This window comes from Nocardia rhizosphaerihabitans (genome assembly GCF_014646295.1).
Taxonomy (GTDB): Bacteria; Actinomycetota; Actinomycetes; order Mycobacteriales; family Mycobacteriaceae; genus Nocardia; species Nocardia rhizosphaerihabitans.
The window spans coordinates 298644-314607 of the sequence record NZ_BMNE01000003.1 but is presented as its reverse complement, the minus strand read 5'-3'; the positions used below and the strand labels follow the sequence as shown (position 1 = coordinate 314607).

General features: G+C 69.2%; 18 protein-coding genes. 8 read left to right on the top strand and 10 right to left on the bottom strand.

The genetic code is table 11. From position 1 onward, the window contains the following. Nucleotide 1 precedes the first annotated feature (1 nt). Together IEY60_RS14295 and IEY60_RS14290 are read right to left on the bottom strand one after the other, a co-directional pair. On the bottom strand, nucleotides 2-742 hold the full coding sequence (locus tag IEY60_RS14295) for an SDR family oxidoreductase (protein ID WP_229739820.1): 741 nt from the start codon (nucleotides 740-742) through the stop codon (nucleotides 2-4). Between the two features lie 152 nt (nucleotides 743-894). Further along, nucleotides 895-1389 carry a glutathione peroxidase gene (locus IEY60_RS14290; protein WP_189028171.1) on the bottom strand — a complete coding sequence of 165 codons (495 nt, stop codon included), beginning with the start codon at nucleotides 1387-1389 and terminating at the stop codon, nucleotides 895-897. Nucleotides 1390-1550: 161 nt separating this feature from the next. On the opposite strand from IEY60_RS14290, the gene IEY60_RS14285 reads away from it, so the two are divergent. Both IEY60_RS14285 and IEY60_RS14280 read left to right on the top strand, forming a co-directional pair. After that, nucleotides 1551-3041, top strand: a complete 1491-nt coding sequence (locus IEY60_RS14285) for an FAD-dependent oxidoreductase (RefSeq protein ID WP_189028169.1) — start codon at nucleotides 1551-1553, stop codon at nucleotides 3039-3041. Between the two features lie 153 nt (nucleotides 3042-3194). Then, nucleotides 3195-4784, top strand: a complete 1590-nt coding sequence (locus tag IEY60_RS14280) for a GMC family oxidoreductase (protein ID WP_189028167.1) — start codon at nucleotides 3195-3197, stop codon at nucleotides 4782-4784. 38 nt (nucleotides 4785-4822) lie between these two features. Here IEY60_RS14280 and IEY60_RS14275 read toward each other — a convergent pair whose 3' ends face one another. Then, nucleotides 4823-5167 (bottom strand): DoxX family protein, encoded by a 345-nt coding sequence (locus IEY60_RS14275; protein WP_189028165.1) that lies wholly within the window; start codon nucleotides 5165-5167, stop codon nucleotides 4823-4825. Nucleotides 5168-5248: 81 nt separating this feature from the next. Here IEY60_RS14275 and IEY60_RS14270 point away from each other — a divergent pair, with 81 nt between their 5' ends. Then, a complete protein-coding gene (locus IEY60_RS14270) occupies nucleotides 5249-6130 on the top strand; it encodes a sigma-70 family RNA polymerase sigma factor (protein ID WP_189028163.1) in 882 nt (293 codons plus the stop codon). A 102-nt stretch (nucleotides 6131-6232) separates the two neighbouring features. Here the strand turns inward: IEY60_RS14270 and IEY60_RS14265 are convergent, their stop codons facing one another. Next, nucleotides 6233-6709 (bottom strand): HAD-IIIC family phosphatase, encoded by a 477-nt coding sequence (locus IEY60_RS14265; protein ID WP_189028161.1) that lies wholly within the window; start codon nucleotides 6707-6709, stop codon nucleotides 6233-6235. A gap of 211 nt (nucleotides 6710-6920) precedes the next feature. Between IEY60_RS14265 and IEY60_RS14260 the strand changes: the two genes are divergently transcribed. Continuing rightward, nucleotides 6921-8144: a PucR family transcriptional regulator gene (locus tag IEY60_RS14260; protein WP_189028159.1), complete on the top strand. Its 1224-nt coding sequence runs from the start codon at nucleotides 6921-6923 to the stop codon at nucleotides 8142-8144. Nucleotides 8145-8205: 61 nt separating this feature from the next. Here the strand turns inward: IEY60_RS14260 and IEY60_RS14255 are convergent, their stop codons facing one another. The 4 genes from IEY60_RS14255 to IEY60_RS14240 form a co-directional block, all read right to left on the bottom strand. After that, nucleotides 8206-9393: an esterase/lipase family protein gene (locus tag IEY60_RS14255; RefSeq protein ID WP_189028157.1), complete on the bottom strand. Its 1188-nt coding sequence runs from the start codon at nucleotides 9391-9393 to the stop codon at nucleotides 8206-8208. A 164-nt stretch (nucleotides 9394-9557) separates the two neighbouring features. Continuing rightward, entirely contained in the window at nucleotides 9558-10919 is a 1362-nt protein-coding gene (locus tag IEY60_RS14250) for a lipase family protein (RefSeq protein ID WP_189028155.1), read from the bottom strand. Nucleotides 10920-11155: 236 nt separating this feature from the next. Next, nucleotides 11156-12385, bottom strand: coding sequence for a lipase family protein (locus IEY60_RS14245; RefSeq protein WP_189028153.1), 1230 nt, complete (start codon nucleotides 12383-12385; stop codon nucleotides 11156-11158). A 91-nt stretch (nucleotides 12386-12476) separates the two neighbouring features. Beyond that, entirely contained in the window at nucleotides 12477-12665 is a 189-nt protein-coding gene (locus IEY60_RS14240) for a hypothetical protein (protein ID WP_189028151.1), read from the bottom strand. Between the two features lie 3 nt (nucleotides 12666-12668). Between IEY60_RS14240 and IEY60_RS14235 the strand changes: the two genes are divergently transcribed. From IEY60_RS14235 to IEY60_RS14220, 4 genes are all read left to right on the top strand, one after another. Continuing rightward, nucleotides 12669-12920 (top strand): hypothetical protein, encoded by a 252-nt coding sequence (locus tag IEY60_RS14235; RefSeq protein WP_189028149.1) that lies wholly within the window; start codon nucleotides 12669-12671, stop codon nucleotides 12918-12920. 88 nt (nucleotides 12921-13008) lie between these two features. Beyond that, entirely contained in the window at nucleotides 13009-13503 is a 495-nt protein-coding gene (locus IEY60_RS14230) for a DUF2599 domain-containing protein (RefSeq protein ID WP_189028147.1), read from the top strand. Nucleotides 13504-13536: 33 nt separating this feature from the next. Then, on the top strand, nucleotides 13537-14193 hold the full coding sequence (locus IEY60_RS14225) for an NAD(P)H-binding protein (RefSeq protein WP_189028145.1): 657 nt from the start codon (nucleotides 13537-13539) through the stop codon (nucleotides 14191-14193). A 348-nt stretch (nucleotides 14194-14541) separates the two neighbouring features. After that, the gene (locus IEY60_RS14220; protein ID WP_189028143.1) at nucleotides 14542-14799 is read left to right on the top strand and encodes a hypothetical protein; all 258 of its coding nucleotides are present in this window, start codon (nucleotides 14542-14544) and stop codon (nucleotides 14797-14799) included. Nucleotides 14800-14811: 12 nt separating this feature from the next. Here IEY60_RS14220 and IEY60_RS14215 read toward each other — a convergent pair whose 3' ends face one another. Then, nucleotides 14812-15696 (bottom strand): Sco1979 family transcriptional regulator, encoded by an 885-nt coding sequence (locus IEY60_RS14215; RefSeq protein ID WP_189028141.1) that lies wholly within the window; start codon nucleotides 15694-15696, stop codon nucleotides 14812-14814. Nucleotides 15697-15714: 18 nt separating this feature from the next. Then, complete coding sequence (locus IEY60_RS14210) at nucleotides 15715-15939, bottom strand: DUF397 domain-containing protein (protein ID WP_189029361.1); 225 nt, start codon at nucleotides 15937-15939, stop codon at nucleotides 15715-15717. Nucleotides 15940-15964 lie beyond the last annotated feature (25 nt).

Sequence of the window (15964 nt, the reverse complement as noted above, 5' to 3'; positions counted from 1 at the left end):
CTCACCTGCGCTCGAGCCACTCCTCGAAGGTCGGGCCCGCGATGACGGCGCCGGGTCCGGGCAGCAACGCACCCTCGGCTTGCAGGTGGTGATCCGGATCGGTGGCGTCGAGCACTTCGACCACCTGGGCCGGTGCGCCGCGCCGGGCGGCGACCCGTGCCACCGCGTCTACGAGCCGCCACTGCTGCGGGCCCGCGACCTCGACCACGGCGGGTCCGTCGGTGCGGACGAGCTCGGCCAGGTGCTCGGCGACCGTGCGCGCGGCGACCAATTGCGCCCGGTAGGCCGGTATTTCGGCCCGGTCGCCGACCGTGGTCCAGTCGAGCATCATCTCGGTGAACTCGTGGAACTGCGCCGCACGCAGAATGCGCACGGGCACCGGTCCCTCCTGGTAGGCGCGCTCGTGGGCGAGTTTGCCCGCGTAGTGGCCCGCGGCGAAGGCATCGATGCCGATGATCGAGACCACCGCGATGCGCCGCACGCCTGCCGCCGCCGCGGCCTGCTGGACATTGCGGGCGATCGTGCGGAAGAACTCGGTCACCGCCGCGGTGTCGGTGGTTTCGGCGTTCACCGCGTCCACGACCAGCTCGACCCCGGCGAGCGCGGCGGCGAGACCGTGGCCGGTCAGCACGTCGACGCCTGCCGTGCGGGTGATCTCGACGATGTCGTCGCCGTTGTTCTTCAGAACGTCGACCACCTCGCGGCCGATCCGTCCGCTCGCCCCGATCACTGCGATCCGCATTCGTTGCTCCTTCGTCGGTGTGTTGTTCGTGGAGACGACGAAAGACGCGGACGCAGTGTGACATCAGGCAGGTAGAGGGGCACGCGCGGCGGCCGCGGGTGTGCGGCAGCAGGCCGCCGCGCAGTACGCGCTGCCGGCGAACGCGCAGTAGCTCAGAGCTGGGCTTCGATCGCGGTGACGATCTCGCTCGCGTCCGGGGTGACGGTCGGGCGGAAGCGGCCTGCGACCGTGCCGTCGCGGCCGATCAGGAACTTCTCGAAGTTCCACTGGATATCGCCCGCGCTGCCGTCGGCGGCCGGGGTCTCGACCAGGCTGGTGTAGAGCGGGTGGCGGTCGTCGCCGTTGACGTCGACCTTGGCCAGCAGCGGGAAGTCGACGCCGTAGGTGACCGAGCAGAATTCCTGGATCTCCTCGGCGGTGCCCGGCTCCTGTCCCATGAACTGGTTGCAGGGGACGCCGACCACCGTGAAGCCACGCTCACCGTAGGTCTTCTGCAGCTCGACCAGGCCGGTGTACTGCGGGGTCAGCCCGCACTTGGAGGCCACGTTGACCAGCAGCACCGCCCGGTCACCCGCCAGCTCGCCCAGCGTGGTGTCGGCCCCGCTCAGGGTCTGCACCGCAATGTCTCGAATGTTCGCGCTCACCACAACACCACCAGATCTCGTCTATGTCGGTTCGATCGCCACCGTACCGGAGCCCGACCGGGGCGCAAGTGTCCCGCTGGGCGGGAAGTTCTGTAACACGTTCTTGTTTTGTCGCGCGGTTAGCGGCACCATTTCGGGTACGCACCCGAGCACCGGAGGAACACGTGACCGAACAGCCCCACCGGATCGACACCGTCCGCCCGCTGCGCGCGAACGCCGTGACGCACTGGGATTTCGAGGCCGACGTGGTGGTGGCCGGGTTCGGCATCGCCGGCGTGTGCGCCGCGATCGAGGCCGCCAGGGCGGGCGCGAAGGTGCTCGTCCTGGAACGGACCGGCGGCTGGGGCGGCGCCGCGGCGCTGGCGGGCGGCTTCGTCTACCTCGGTGGCGGCACCCCGCTCCAGCAGGCGCTCGGGTTCGACGACACCCCGGAGAACATGGCCGCGTTCCTCACCGCCGCGCTCGGGCCCGGCGTCGACGAGGCCAAGATCGAGGACTACTGCGCGGGCAGCGTCGAGCACTACAACTGGCTCGTCGAGTGCGGGGTGCCGTTCAAGGAGTCGTTCTGGGGTGAGCCCGGCTGGGAGCCGCCGCACGACGAGGGGCTGATGTACTCCGGCGGCGAGAACGCCGCGCCGTTCCTCGATGTCGCCAAGCCGGCGCCCCGCGGCCACGTACCGCAGATGGCCGACAAGAAGACCGGGGAACGGGGCGGCGGCTACATGCTGATGAAGCCTCTCGCCGACACCGTCGCCGACCTCGGCGTCGCCGTCGAGTACGACACCCGCATCCGCAGGCTCATCGTCGACGACCAGGACCGCGTGGTCGGCGTGCTGGCGACCACCTACGGCAAGCCCGTCGCCGTGCGGGCCGCGCGCGGTGTGGTCCTGGCGACCGGCAGCTTCGCCTACGACACCGAGATGATCGACCGCTACACCCCGCGCCTGAGCGGCAGGCCCGGCGCGGCCATCGAGGAACACGACGGCATCGGCATCCGGGTCGCGCACGCGCTCGGCGCCGAGCTGGCGCACATGGACGCCAGCGAGGTCGCCATCTTCGGCGATCCGCAGCTGATGGCGCGCGGCATCCTCGTCAACGGACGCGGTCAGCGGTATGTCACCGAGGACACCTACCCGGGCCGGATCGGTCAGGCGACGCTGCTGCAGAACGACAACCAGGCCTTCCTCGTCATCGACGAGGCCTCGCTCGAGGAAGCCCTGACGACCGAGAGCTCCACGCCGTTCTTCCGTGTCCCGCCGAAATGGGTCGCCGAGACCGTGGCCGAGCTCGAGTCCGAGATGGGCCTGCCCGAACAGACACTGCAGACCACCGTCGCCACCTACAACCGGCACGCCGAGAACGGCAGCGACCCGCTGCTGGGCAAGAAGCCGGAGTGGGTCCGCCCGATCACGCCGCCGCTGGCAGGCTTCGACCTGCGCGGGCTCACCGCCGGGTTCACCCTCGGCGGACTGCGTACCGATCTGGACTCGCGGGTGCTGCACGTCAGCGGTGAGCCGATCGAGGGCCTCTACGCGGCGGGTCGCTGCACGTCAGGGCTGTGCGCGTACGGCTACGTCAGCGGCGCCTCGCTCGGCGACGGCAGTTTCTACGGCCGCCGGGCGGGCAAAGCCGCCGCGGCGGCGGGAACCGACTGACGCGCGCGGCACCCCCGAAGCCGCACTGTCGCCTACGCTGCTTGCAGCGCGTCGGCCGGACGACGAGTCCGGCTGTGCTCGCGGGCTTTTCAGTCCGCGCGCCGACGCGACCAGTTGGCTACGACAGATGCAGTGCAGGATCGGAGTTGGACAGTGCAAGCAGGTGGGACGTCCGCGGATTACGTGATCGTCGGCTCCGGGTCCGCGGGGGCGGTGCTCGCGAATCGGCTCAGCGCCGACCCTGATACCACGGTTGTCCTGTTGGAGGCCGGTCCGGCCGACGACGACAAGTACGCCCATATTCCGGCGGCGTTCTCGAAGCTGTTCCGCACCGAACGTGACTGGGACTATCTGACCGAACCCCAGCCCGGCCTCGGCGACCGCCAGATCTACTGGCCGCGCGGCAAGACCTTCGGCGGCTCGTCGTCGATGAACGCGATGATGTGGGTGCGCGGCTTCCGCGCCGACTACGAGGAGTGGGGGCTCCTCGCGGGTGAGCAGTGGAACTTCGCGGCCGCCGTCGAGCAGTTCCGCAAGATCGAGAACGTGCAGGACGCGCAGTTCCCCGACGAGGGCTCGAAGGGACCGCTGCACGTGCAGCGCCAGCGCAGCCCGCGCGCCTCGACGCACGCGTTCCTCGAGGCCGTGCGCCAGGCAGGGCACGAGCTCGAGTCGCCGAACCGGCCCGCGCCCAAGGGCTTCGCGCAGACGATGGTGACCCAGCGCGACGGCAGGCGCTGGAGCACCGCCGATGCCTACCTGCGACCGGCGATGAAGCGCGCGAACCTGACCGTGCGCGCCGAATCGCTGGCCACCCGGGTGCTGTTCGACGGCACCAAGGCCACCGGCGTGGAGTACCTGCACGACGGGCAGACCCAGACGGTGACCGCGAACCGCGAGGTCATCCTGTGTGGTGGTGCGGTGAACAGCCCGCAGCTGCTGCAGCTTTCGGGCATCGGCGACAAGGAGGAGCTCGAGGGGCACGGCATCGAGGTCGTCGCCCACTCCCCCGAGGTCGGCGCGAATCTGCAGGACCATCTGATCGCCGCGCTCGGCTACAGCGTCGAGTCGGATTCGCTGTTCACGGCGGAGAAGCCGCTCGAGCTGCTCAACTATTTCGTCCGGCATCGCGGCATGCTCACCTCCAATGTCGGTGAGGCGTACGGGTTCGTGCGCAGCGAGCCCGAGCTCGAGCACCCCGATCTGGAGCTGATCTACGCGCCGGCGCCGTTCTATCACGAGGGTCTGGTCGAGCCGACCGAACACGGTGTCGTCGTCGGCGCCATCCTGCTGCGCCCGCGCAGCCGTGGCCGGATCGGCCTGGCTTCGGCCGATCCGACGGCCAAGCCGGTCATCGATCCGCAGTACCTGTCCGATGCCGACGGCGCCGACCGCGCCGCGCTGATGACCGGCCTGCGGGTCTGCGCCGGGCTCGTCGAGCAGCCCGCGCTCAAGAGCGCGCTGGGTGTGCTCATCTACCCGCCGGAGGCGCCCGCGGATCTCGAGGAGACCATGGCGCTGACCATCGAGAAGTTCTCGCACACCCTGTACCACCCGGTCGGCACCTGCCGGATGGGCACCGACGCCGCTAGCGTCGTCACCCCGGACCTGAAGGTGCGTGGTGTCGAGGGTCTGCGCGTCGCCGATGCCTCGGTGATGCCGTTGATCATCCGCGGGCACACCAATGCCCCGGCGATCTTCATCGGTGAGCAGGCCGCGGACTTCATCCTGGCCGAGTCCTGAACCCGTGGTGGGGGGGGGGGNNNNCCCCCACCACCACCTCACGCCAAGGCCAGTGCCAGCGACCCGGCCGCCAGCAGCAGATACGGCAGCGGGTAGCCCAGGTGCGCGTACCAGCGCGCCCGCAGCACGGTGAGCTCGGCGCCGACGAAGTACAGCACCAGCCCGGCCGCGGCCGCGACGGCCAGTGGGCGGTAGGCCAGACCGGCGAGCAGGCCCAGCCCACCGGCCGCCTTGATCACGGCGAACGGGGTGAGTGTCCACGGCGCGACGCCGTAGTGGCGCATGTTCTCGCGCACCCAGTCGGCACGGACGACATCGATCGCGGCGGCGGCGAGTGCGGCCAGTGCGGCGAGCACGGTGACGACGACATAGCTGGTGTGCATTGGACGGTTCCTCCGGTCTACGGTGATCGACGGCAGTCGCCGTCGTCGTGTGTGACGAACGGCCCGACCGAAAGGTGACCGATGCGCGCGGATTCGCTCGCGCTGGCCTTCGAGCAGCGGCGCACCCGACTGCGCAACATCGCCTACCGGATGCTCGGCTCGGCCGCCGAGGCCGACGACGCGGTGCAGGAGACCTGGCTGCGGCTGGATCGGGTGGCCGCGGCCGAGATCGCCAATCTCGACGGCTGGCTGACCACGGTCGTGACCCGGATCTGCCTGGACGCCCTGCGCGTGCGCGCGCAACGCGCCGAGACCACCGAGACGGCGGCCGTCGACGCGCGCGCCACCGGACCCGGCGCCGATCCCGAGGACGAAGCGCTGCTGGCGGATTCGGTCGGACGGGCCATGCTGGTAGTCCTCGATGTGCTCGGGCCGGAGGAACGGGTCGCGTTCGTTCTGCACGATCTGTTCGCCGTGCCGTTCGCGGACATCGCGCCGATGCTCGGGCGGACACCGGCCACCACCAAGAAGCTCGCCAGCCGCGCCCGGCTCCGGGTACACGCGCCGGCTCGCGTCGAGCAGGCCGAGTTCGCGGAACAGCGCGTCGCGGTGGCGGCGTTCCTGAAGGCGGCTCGCGAGGGTGATCTGGGCGAACTGCTGGCCGTGCTCGCACCGGACGTGGTGCGCACGGCCGATCCGGCGGCGCTACCGCCCGGGATGGCGGCGCTCGTCCGTGGCGCCGCCGCGGTCGCCGAGGGCACGCTGGTGCTGCGGCAGCGGTCGCGTGACGCCGTGCTGCTCCTCGTCGACGGGCGGCCCGGACTGGTGGTGGCACAGGGAGGCAAGCCGCTGTTCGCCGTCACGTTCACCGTTCACGCGGGCCGGATCGCGGCCTACGACGTGGTCGCCGCCCCGGATCGGCTCGCCGAACTCACGCTGGCGCTGCTGCCCGACCAGTCCTGAACCCATGCGGCAGCGCCGTTTTGGCACTCTGTGCAAGTTTGCACCGGTTGCGATGCCGCAGCCGGTGCGTAAACGCAGCGCGCGCAGGCGAACTCGCGTCGGTCAGAGCGCGGGCACGCGCGCGAACCCCAGCGGCGGGGTCGGCACCGGGCCCGAGCGCAGGTCGTGCCGGAAATCGGGCAGCAGCGGCAGCATGTCGACATTGCGGGCGGCATAGCAGCGCACCATCGGCAGCGCGCGCGAGACCTCGGCGCGTTCCACCGGCTCGGCGTCGAGGAACGCCATCCCCTCCAGGCCGAGCCCGAGGGTGTCGGCGATCCGCACGATCGAGGCCGACTTGCGGCCCCAGCCCACCTCGACCGCCGAGAACATCTCGTACAGCCCGTGCCGGTAGAGCGTCCGCAGCGTGCGCGAACGATCACCACGTGCCGCGACAGCATGCAGCACACCGCGCTCGCTCAGCTTGGTGAGCGTGCGCAGTGCCTGCGGGCGCAGCGTGGTGCTGGTCGCGTCGTGGACCACACCGTCCCACAGGGTTTCGTCCAGTTCCCAGACCAGACAACGGACGGCAGGTCGCATGGTGGTGCCCCCTATCGGTTCGTTCCGGCGCGGAGAACTCTACAACCACTCATACCGATGGACCAGCCTTGTGATCGCTCACCAAGCAGGCAGGCAAGCATGGGTCCACGACCCATTACCTGACGTTCCATTCCGGCATCGGCGCCGGTTGGCTAGGGTGAAGTCGCTGGACAGCGGGGGCAGAGCCGAAATTTGGGCGAAGGGAACACAGATGTCCGTCGATAATCCACCCCGGCAATCGCTGACCATCTCGGGTCAGCCGATGTCGTCGCCGTTGAAGGACGTCCGTGCCCTCTCCCGGCAGATGGTCGGCCACTTCGTCGCCAATGTCGTCCCCTGCGGCACGCTGCCCGGCGACGCCATCTCCGGCGACGTCACCACCATCACCCGGATCTGCCTCGAGTTCGCCGTCAGCATGCTCGACGGCCGCGACATCCCGAACAAACTGCAGCGCCTGCAGGACGCGGCCAGCGGCTGGGCCCGCGAGGGCGTGCCGATCGACACGATCCACCACTCGATCGCCGAGGGCTTCAAGATCGGACTGGACCTGGTCGTGGCCAACGCGTCGGTGAAGGACTACGACAACCTGGTCGACGGCGTGAAGATGGTGATGGAAATGCTCGACACCATCACCGCGCAGGTGTCGCTGGCCTACGTGCGCGAGCTGCGCGGTGTCGTCAGCGAGCACCACACCGCGGTGCACACGCTCACCTCGGCGCTGCTCGGCGGGCACAGCACCTCCACGATGGCCCGCGAGTGCGGCATCGCGATCGCCGAAACCTACGCGGTGCTCGCGCTGGCGATCCCGCCGCACCGCGAGGAGGCCAACCCCGCGCTCGACGCGAAGGTGGTCGCCCGCCGCAAGCTGCGTCGCGTACAGGCCGAACTGGCCAAGCGCTGCGGGGATTCGGCGCTGTCGCTGCTCAGTGTCGACGGCGGCACGGTGCTCATCCCCGCCGACACCTTCGACCGCGAGGGCCTGGCCGCGCTGGTCGCCCAGCTCTCCCAGGCCGCCCAGGTCGGGATCACCGCGGCGATGGTCGAGACCTCGACGACCGGCGTCCCCGACGCCGCCGACCAGGCCCACGAACTGCTCGACATGGTGCAGCGACTCGAGGTCACCTCGGGGCTCTACCGCTTCGACGAGCTGGCCCTGGAGTACCAGCTGACCCGCCCCGGCCCCGGCCGGGAGTTCCTCGGTTCGCTGCTCGACCCGCTGGATCAGTACCCCGAGCTGCTGGAGACCCTGCAGCGCCACATCGCCAACAACCTCAACCGCCAGCGCACCGCGCGGGTGCTGCACGTGCACACCAACACCGTCGACTACCGGCTCAAGCGGATCGGCCAGCTCACCGGTTTCGATCCGACCCAGCCGTCGGGTCTGTGGTATCTGCGCTCCGCGCTCGTCGCGCGCAGCTACCGTTCCGCCGCCTGACCAGACCCCCGGAACGCCGAAGGCGCTGCCCGCCGAATGCGGGCAGCGCCTTCGTGGTTTCTCACAGCGAGCCGCTACCCCCGATCAGCCAGGGGTTGAAGGTGCACACCAGCTCGTGGTTGCCCGCCGGGTCGATGGCCCGCAGGGCGATCGAGAGCGCCCGCGGGGAGTACATCATCGTCAGGTGGTCGGAAACGTCCTGTTCGCAGCCCTCCTGCAGGGTGATGTTGTGGACCGTGGCGCCGGGACCCGGCTTCAGGAAGGTCAGATCGTAGGGGTTGGTGATCTCGTCGTAGCGGGTGCCCACGACCGTGTAGTCGACGCCGGCGACGGTGTCACCGTCGGCGTTGAGCTGGTTGACGAAATCCGAGCCGATGGTCTGCTGGATGCCGGCGTGCCCGACGAAGATCTCGATGAGACCGAGGATGTCGATGCCGAGGTTGTTGATCGCGCGGCCGAGGGCACCGATGCCGTCGAGACTGGTGCCGTGGTGGGTGGCGCCGTAGGTGACCAGGTTCTTCACCTTGGCAGCGCCGCCGTCGAACTTGGTGTACCAGTTGGCCATCGCGCCGCCCTGGGAGTGGGCGACGATGTCGACCTCGTCGGCGCCGGTGGCCGCGAGCACCCGGTCGACGAAGACGGCGAGCTGATCGGCGGAGTCCTGGATGTAGCCGGTACCCATGACGCCGGGCAGGACCGACCCGAGGCCGCCGCCTTCGACCAGGCCGGAGCGGCCGTAGTTGAAGGTGAACGTGCACAGGCCGGCGTCCTTGATCGGCTGCCCCATGAACGCGTACCCGTTGTAGGCGTTCATCCAGGTGCCGTGCAGCAGCACGACCGGGCGAGGCTTCTCGGCGGTCGGCTTGCAGGCCCAGTCGTTCGCACCGGGCGGGGCGGCGTCGCCGTTGGCGAGGCCGTAGGCGAAGGCGCCGAGGAACGAGGTCTGGGCGGGGCCGTAACCGACTGTGTCGGTCGACTTTCCGCCGGAGGAACCGGAGCTGGAACCGGAGCCGCCGTAGCAGTTCCCCGATCCGTTGCCCGAACCGGCGCCGCTGCCGGAGGTGCAGGCGGAACCGCTACCCGGACCGGCGACCTGGCGGCCCTCGGAGATGAGATCGGCGAGGGCCTGCTCGGTCGGCGCCGGCGCCGGGGACGCGCCCGCCCCGGGTCCGGTGAGCGCGACGGCGAGCGCGCCGACGCCGGTCAGCACCGCCGTCTGTAGCGTCCGTCTGCGACTGGGAGATTTCATTGTTGGCGTATCTTCCTGTGCGATTCGAGAAATACGAATGGCTTTGTCGAAACCGCACTGAACATAAGGCGGCGAAATCGCCGCTTTTCCAACGTCTCCTGGTTTCTGGAAAGATCACCACCGGTTGTCGAAAACCGCCATGAAGCGGCACAGGAATTTTGCCGTCAGCATTCGCTGCGCGCGGCGACCCCTTGCAAACGCTCGTCCAGCCACAGCATCGCCTCCGGATAACCGGTGACCGCACCGATCACATGTTCACCGAACACGCTGCGGTACACCGCGTTCGCGCCGAGTGCGCACTGCTCGTTGTAGAGATTGCGCGCGCCCGCGGCGGGGATCCAGAACTCCTGCTCGCCGTTGTAGATGTAGAGCGGAGCGGCCGAGGGCATCCCGGACATCCGGGTGATCTCGTAGATCGTGGTGGCCAATTCCGAGCGCAGCGGGTCGGCGATGTTGGCGCCGACATCGATCGGCAGGTGCAATACGCCGGGAATGGCGAACACGCTGACGCACTGGTCCTTCATCACCGAGGTCGCCACCCAGCGCGCGAGATTGTTCATCGCGGCGAGGATTTCCGGGCGTTCCCGGCCGATCGCGAACGTCGCCGCCATAAAAATGCCGGAAGCGAGGTTGGCATTCATACTGCGCGAGAGAATCTCGAAATCGGCAGGCACGCCACCCAGTGCCGCGCCGACGATCACGTCGGCGAGTTCCGGTGCGTAGGAATCGATCAGCTTGGCCGCGCCGTGGGTGGCGATGGCGCCGCCGGAATAGCCGGTCATCGCGAATCTGCTGTCCCCGAACGACACCGGGTCGATCCTGCGGACGGCGCGGATCGCGTCGAGCACCGCGTGCCCGGCGACATACGGCTCGGCATAGGCCATCCAGGGGCCCTCGTGATCGGGCACCAGCACCGCATAGCCGCGCAGCGCCGCCAATTGCGTGGTCGGCGGGACGAATTCGGTCGTGCTCGAATGCAGATTGAGGCCGTGCGCCAGGGTGTATCCCGGCGTGCAGTCGCGTCCCAGCGCGTCGATCGGCAGGTTGTTGACCAGTACGGGGCGGTCACCGGGGCCGGTCCAGTCGGTGGCGGGCACGAGCAGGGTCGCCGTGGCGAAGGACGGGCGGCCGTGTGAGTCGTCGGTGCGATACTTGAGCAGGGTGGCCGACCGGATCGACACCAGGGTGAGCGGGGCCGCGGTCGCCATGACATCGCGGGTCTCGATGATGTCGCCCGGCGCGAGCTCGGCCAGGCCGTCGGGCCAGTGGTCGAACATCGGGTCGCCGACCGCCGACGGCATGACCGCGGCGTGCAGGGCGGCGAGTTCGGCATCGGGGTCGTCGGTGGGCTGGATCGGCGAGGGCAGCACCTGATCGATCCAGCGTTGCAGATCGGGCAGGAATCCCGGCGTACCCGGATGCGGCACCGGGAATTCCGTCGTCGGCGGCGGTTCGGCCGCGGCCGCGCCGACGGCGAACGAACAGAGCAGGAGCATCGAGCAGACCAACACACGCACAGATCGCATGGCACACACGCCTTCGGGTGGCAACGTCGGATTCGTCGTGACGTGCGGCGATGCGGTGCTTCGAATTCCGCCGAACCTCCCCCAGTGCGCCCCTCGTCAGATCACTGACGGTACGCCGCAACCACCCCGCCGAATCGGCGTCGTGCCCGAGTCGTGACGCAATGCGGCACGATCGCAACAACGAACGACCCGGATCCGCGTCGGGGCAAGCGGATCCGGGCCGATCGACACCGGGCTCAGCAGGTGCTGGGCGCCGGTTCCCCCTGCAGCCGCGCATCGAGCCATCTCAGCGCGGAAGGTAGTCCGAGCACAGCTGCGGTCAGGTGGTCCGGGGTTGGCGTCGACTCGGTGACCACCGGGGCACCCGCCGCGCACCAGCGGTCCATGGTGGTGGTGATCGCGTCGACCGGGATGAGTCCGTCGATGGGCGAATGCCATTCGAAGACAGGCATGGTCGGTGTCCCGGGGTAGAGCTCGAGGCTGTTCTCCTCCACCACGGCGCGGGCCTCCGGATCGTCGACCATCGACGTCGTCGCGGCGAAGTCGAGGATGCCGCGCCCCGCGCCCGTGCCGAGGATGTCGTTGGTGCAGGCGTCGGCGATCGCGGCGCGGGCCGCGAGGCCGCCGGCGTTCATCTGCTCGCTGATCGGAAAGCGTTGCGGGTATTCCCGTTCCAGGCCGATCCCGGCCGCCAGCGCGAGCCCGAACACGGGATGCGACCCGAAACCTAGGCCCTCGAGCATCGACACCAGATTCATCGGGACCCCGCCCATCGCGGCGCCGGCGATCTCGACCTCGGGCGCGTAGGTGGGCTGCAGCGCCGCCGCCCACGCCGTCGCCATGCCGCCGCCGGAGTAACCCGCCATCGCGACCCGGCTGCCCGAGACCTGCAGTTCCTCGACCTTGCGCACGGCCCTGATTCCGTCGAGGGTCACCTGTCCGCCCAATTTTGCTGCGCCGTAGGCGAAGTTGGGGCCCAGGTGATCCGGTAGCGCCATCGTCCAGCCGCGCCGCAACGCCACGTTCCAGGCGATCGCCTCGCGCACCATCAGATTCGGGTCCTCGGTGTAGAGCACCTTCGACACCGAACAGCGCACGCCGAGGCCGTTGATGATGTGCTGGTAGGACAGCACGGGGGCGTCGCGGCGATGGCTCGTCGGCTGCAGCACCGTCGTCGTGGCCGCGATCGGGTCGCCCGCGGAGTTGGTCGACCGGAATCGCACCAGCGTGATCCTGGTGTCGGGGAACATCGCCAGCGGCGGCATCGGCCGCACCGCCAGCACGTCACCGGGCTGGGTACCCGACAGGTCGGCGGGCTGGGCGTAGAAGGGGTCGGGATCGGCGGTCGGGTAGAGCGGCGCGCTGTGGCTCGCGGCCGCCGGAACGGTGGCCAGCACCAAGGCCGCGGCCACCGCCGACAGTGTTCTGCGCGGCCGAGTCCGTCGTGCCGCGGCAATCCGGATCATGCGGCTGTCCCTCCCGTGTCGCTGCCGTCGGTACCGATACTGGCCGGTACCGTGGCTCGTCGGAACCGCATCCGAGAGACATCGGCGGAGCTCACAACAGCCCTGCGGCGAGGTTGTGATCGGAGGCAAGCTGCCGGCGCACCCGGTTGGTCGGCGTACGGCCGCGGCGCCGGGCAGTCTGTGAGATCTCCAGCGGAATCCAGAACATGTTCTCCTCGATGGTCCGGGTCCTACCGTCGAGCAGGAAGGCGCTCACGAGTGCCGGGGCGAAAAGGAGCACGCCATGATTCCCCTCGACGAGAACATCGCCGCCACCCCCCATCGCATCGAACGGACCGAGATACCGACCCGCCGGATCACGGTCTACTTCGACGGCCCGACACCGCAAGACGCCCTGATCCTGGAATACGCCGCGACCCCGTCCGAGGCCTGGGAGTTCACGACGGCGGCGGTGCACGCGGGCCTGCTGGTGACCGTCGACGGCCGGGTCGGCCCCGAACTGCGCAGACTCCCCTGCCGATCGCTCTGGCACTGAGCCCACCGGCACCGCCCGGCCCGCCGCACTAGGCTGGCCGGGCGGCCGCGTCTCGGCCGCACTGTCCGGGACAACGGAAGGGGCCTCCGTGACACGGTGGCGCAACGGTGCCGCATACGCCGCGATCGCGCTGACCGCCCTGACAGGTTGTGGGTCGGCAGGCTCCGACGACGCGGCCGCACCGGCCCCGACGACGACCACCATGACACCGCGCCCGACCAGCAAGCCACCTGCCACCATCGCGCCGCCGACCACCACCGTCGATCCCTATGCCGGTCTGCCGCTCATCGACCACGTGACCTGGACCGAGACCATCGACGGCCCCCGGCTGCTCGTCGTCCCCACCGTCGCGGGCAGGAAGACCTCGACCCCCGGCACCGACGAGCTCGCCTGGCAGGAAGTCCTCGCCCTCGACGCCGACGCCGACGCGCCGGGGATGCGCGACCAATTCATCTGCCACTGGGTGTGGGCGAGGATGGTGGCGCCCGACAAGCCGAGCTGGAACCTCGAACCGTGGCGACCCGACGTCGGCTATTCGGCCACGGTCTCGGCCAACTGCAATCCCGGCGGCCCGGAACGCTGACGGCCGCCGTCCCGTCCGAAAGGAGCACCTCGCATGCGCATCGTCGTCGCCGGTGGACACGGCAAGATCGCCCTGTTGCTGACCAAGCTGCTCACCCGTCGCGGTGACCAGGTCTACGCCCTGATCCGGAACCCGGGCCAGGCCGCCGACATCGCCGCGACCGGCGGCGTCCCGGTCATCTACGACATGGAACGTGATACTCCCGACGACCTCGCCGCCGCCGTCGCGGGCTCCGACGCGGTGGTGTTCGCCGCGGGCGCAGGCCCAGGCAGCGGGGCCGCGCGCAAGTACACCGTCGACCACAACGGCTCGGTCCAGCTCGCCGACGCCGCCGAGCAGACCGGGGTCCGGCGATTCGTGCAGATCTCGACGATGGGCGCAGGCGCACCACCCGCGCCGGGAACCGACGAGGTGTGTGCCGCCTATATCGATGCCAAGACCCGCGCCGAGGACGATCTGCGCGACCGCGCCCTCGACTGGACGATCCTGCGGCCCGGCATGCTCACCGACGCCGAAGGCAACGGTCTGGTCACGCTCGGACCGCCGCCGATTCCGCGCGGCCCGGTACCGCGCGCCGACGTCGCCGCGACACTCGCGTCGATCTTGGTCGCGGACAACACTTTTCGGCACACCCTCGAGCTGGTCTCCGGTTCGGAGCCCCTCGCGTCGGCCGTTGCCGCGATTCATTAGCCGAAAATTAACTATCACAACCTATTTCGACCGGAAGGTCGATTCGGGCGGACCGGCGGTACCCCCGTTGCCACAGGGCGGCGACGGCGAACCGCCGGTCACGACGTTATCCATGCCCCGCCACTCGCGAACACAGTGGCGCAAACGTGGATTCGCCGCTCAGAAGCCGGGAAAAACGCTGCATCGAGACGGAATCGATCGTGCAGATGTGCTTGCATGTGAAAGTGTCCCCGTCCTAAACTCAGGGCCGCAATACAATTCAGGGGATAGTCAGGGGAGGCCGCGAGCGGCACACCTGGGGCTATATTTGCCTTGGGTTTGCCACTGCCTAAACACAGGGGCGTTCACATGAACAACACCAACGGCCGTTCCGGCCTCGCTGATCGCGCAGCGACCACCACCCACCCCGACACCGCAGGGTGCTCCAGGGAAACCGCGGTCGCCTATGTCATCGATGCCGTGGAGTCCACCGGCGCGGCGACTCGCAACGACTTCGATATCGACCGCATCGTGACCACCGCGCACGAATTCGCCGACGACTGGGATCTGCAGACGCTGACCCCCGACACCTTCTGGCGCATCGCCGCGGGCTGTATCAAATACTGAGCAGTTCCGGCCTCAGGCCCGGTCGGCGTACTCCAGCAGGATCGCGCGCGAGCGGTCGGGCTGTTCGGCCTGGACGCTGAGCTGGTCCATCACGGACTTGTACAGCGCCAGGTCCTGCCTGCGCTCGAGGTAGAGCGCGCTGGTGAGCTGCTCGAGATAGACGATGTCGGGCAGCTCGGGCTCGGCGAAGCGCAGGATGCTGAAGGAACTGCCCGCGGCGGCGTGCCCGCCCGCGGAGTACGGCAGCACCTGCACGATCACGTTCGGCAGTGCCGACAGCTCGGCCAGGTATCGCAGCTGTGCGCGGTGTACCTCGCGCCCGCCGATCGGGCGGTGCAGCACGGCCTCGTCGATCACCGCCCACACCACCGGCGGCTCGGGCCGGCGCAGGACGTCCTGGCGGCGCTGACGGACCTGCACGCGACGCTCGGTATCGGCGTCGTCGAACCCGAGGGTGACGATGGCCCTGGTGTACTCCGGCGTCTGCAACAGGCCGGGCACCAGCTGGGCCTCGTAGGTCCGGATCTGGCTGGCCGCCTGCTCGAGCCCGAGGTAGGTGCTGAACCACGAGGGCAGCAGATCGCTGTAGCGATGCCACCAGCCGGGTTCACTTGCCTGCCTGGCGAGTTCGAAGAAGGATTCGCGCTCTACGGTGTCGTGGACACCGTAGAGCGTCAGCAGATCGCGGATATCGCGTTCCTTGAATCCGGTGCGTCCCAGTTCGAGCCGGCTGATCTTCGCGTGGGAACCACGAATCGCGTCACCGGCCGCTTCGCGGGTGATGCCTTTGCTCTCGCGCAGTTTGCGCAACTGGCCACCGAGTGCGATGCGCAGCACGGTAGGGCCGCGGTCGACAACCGGTTGCACGCGACCGATCTCGTCGGGTTCAGCCGTCATGGCTGCCGATATTACCGATCACTTGGTCAGGTAGTCGAACTCTCCGGCCTTCGCGCCGCGGATGAACGCGTCGATCTCGGGCCGGGTATAGAAGATGACCGACCCGTGCGGGTCGCGCGAGTTGCGCACGGCGACCGAACCGTCGGCGGCTTCGGCCACCTCGACACAGTTACCGCTGGGGTTGCTGTAGGTGCTCTTACGCCAGGCGCCGTCGGCCGGGCGTTCCCGCTGATCATGGTGCATTCCGGACACGCCACACTCCTCGTTC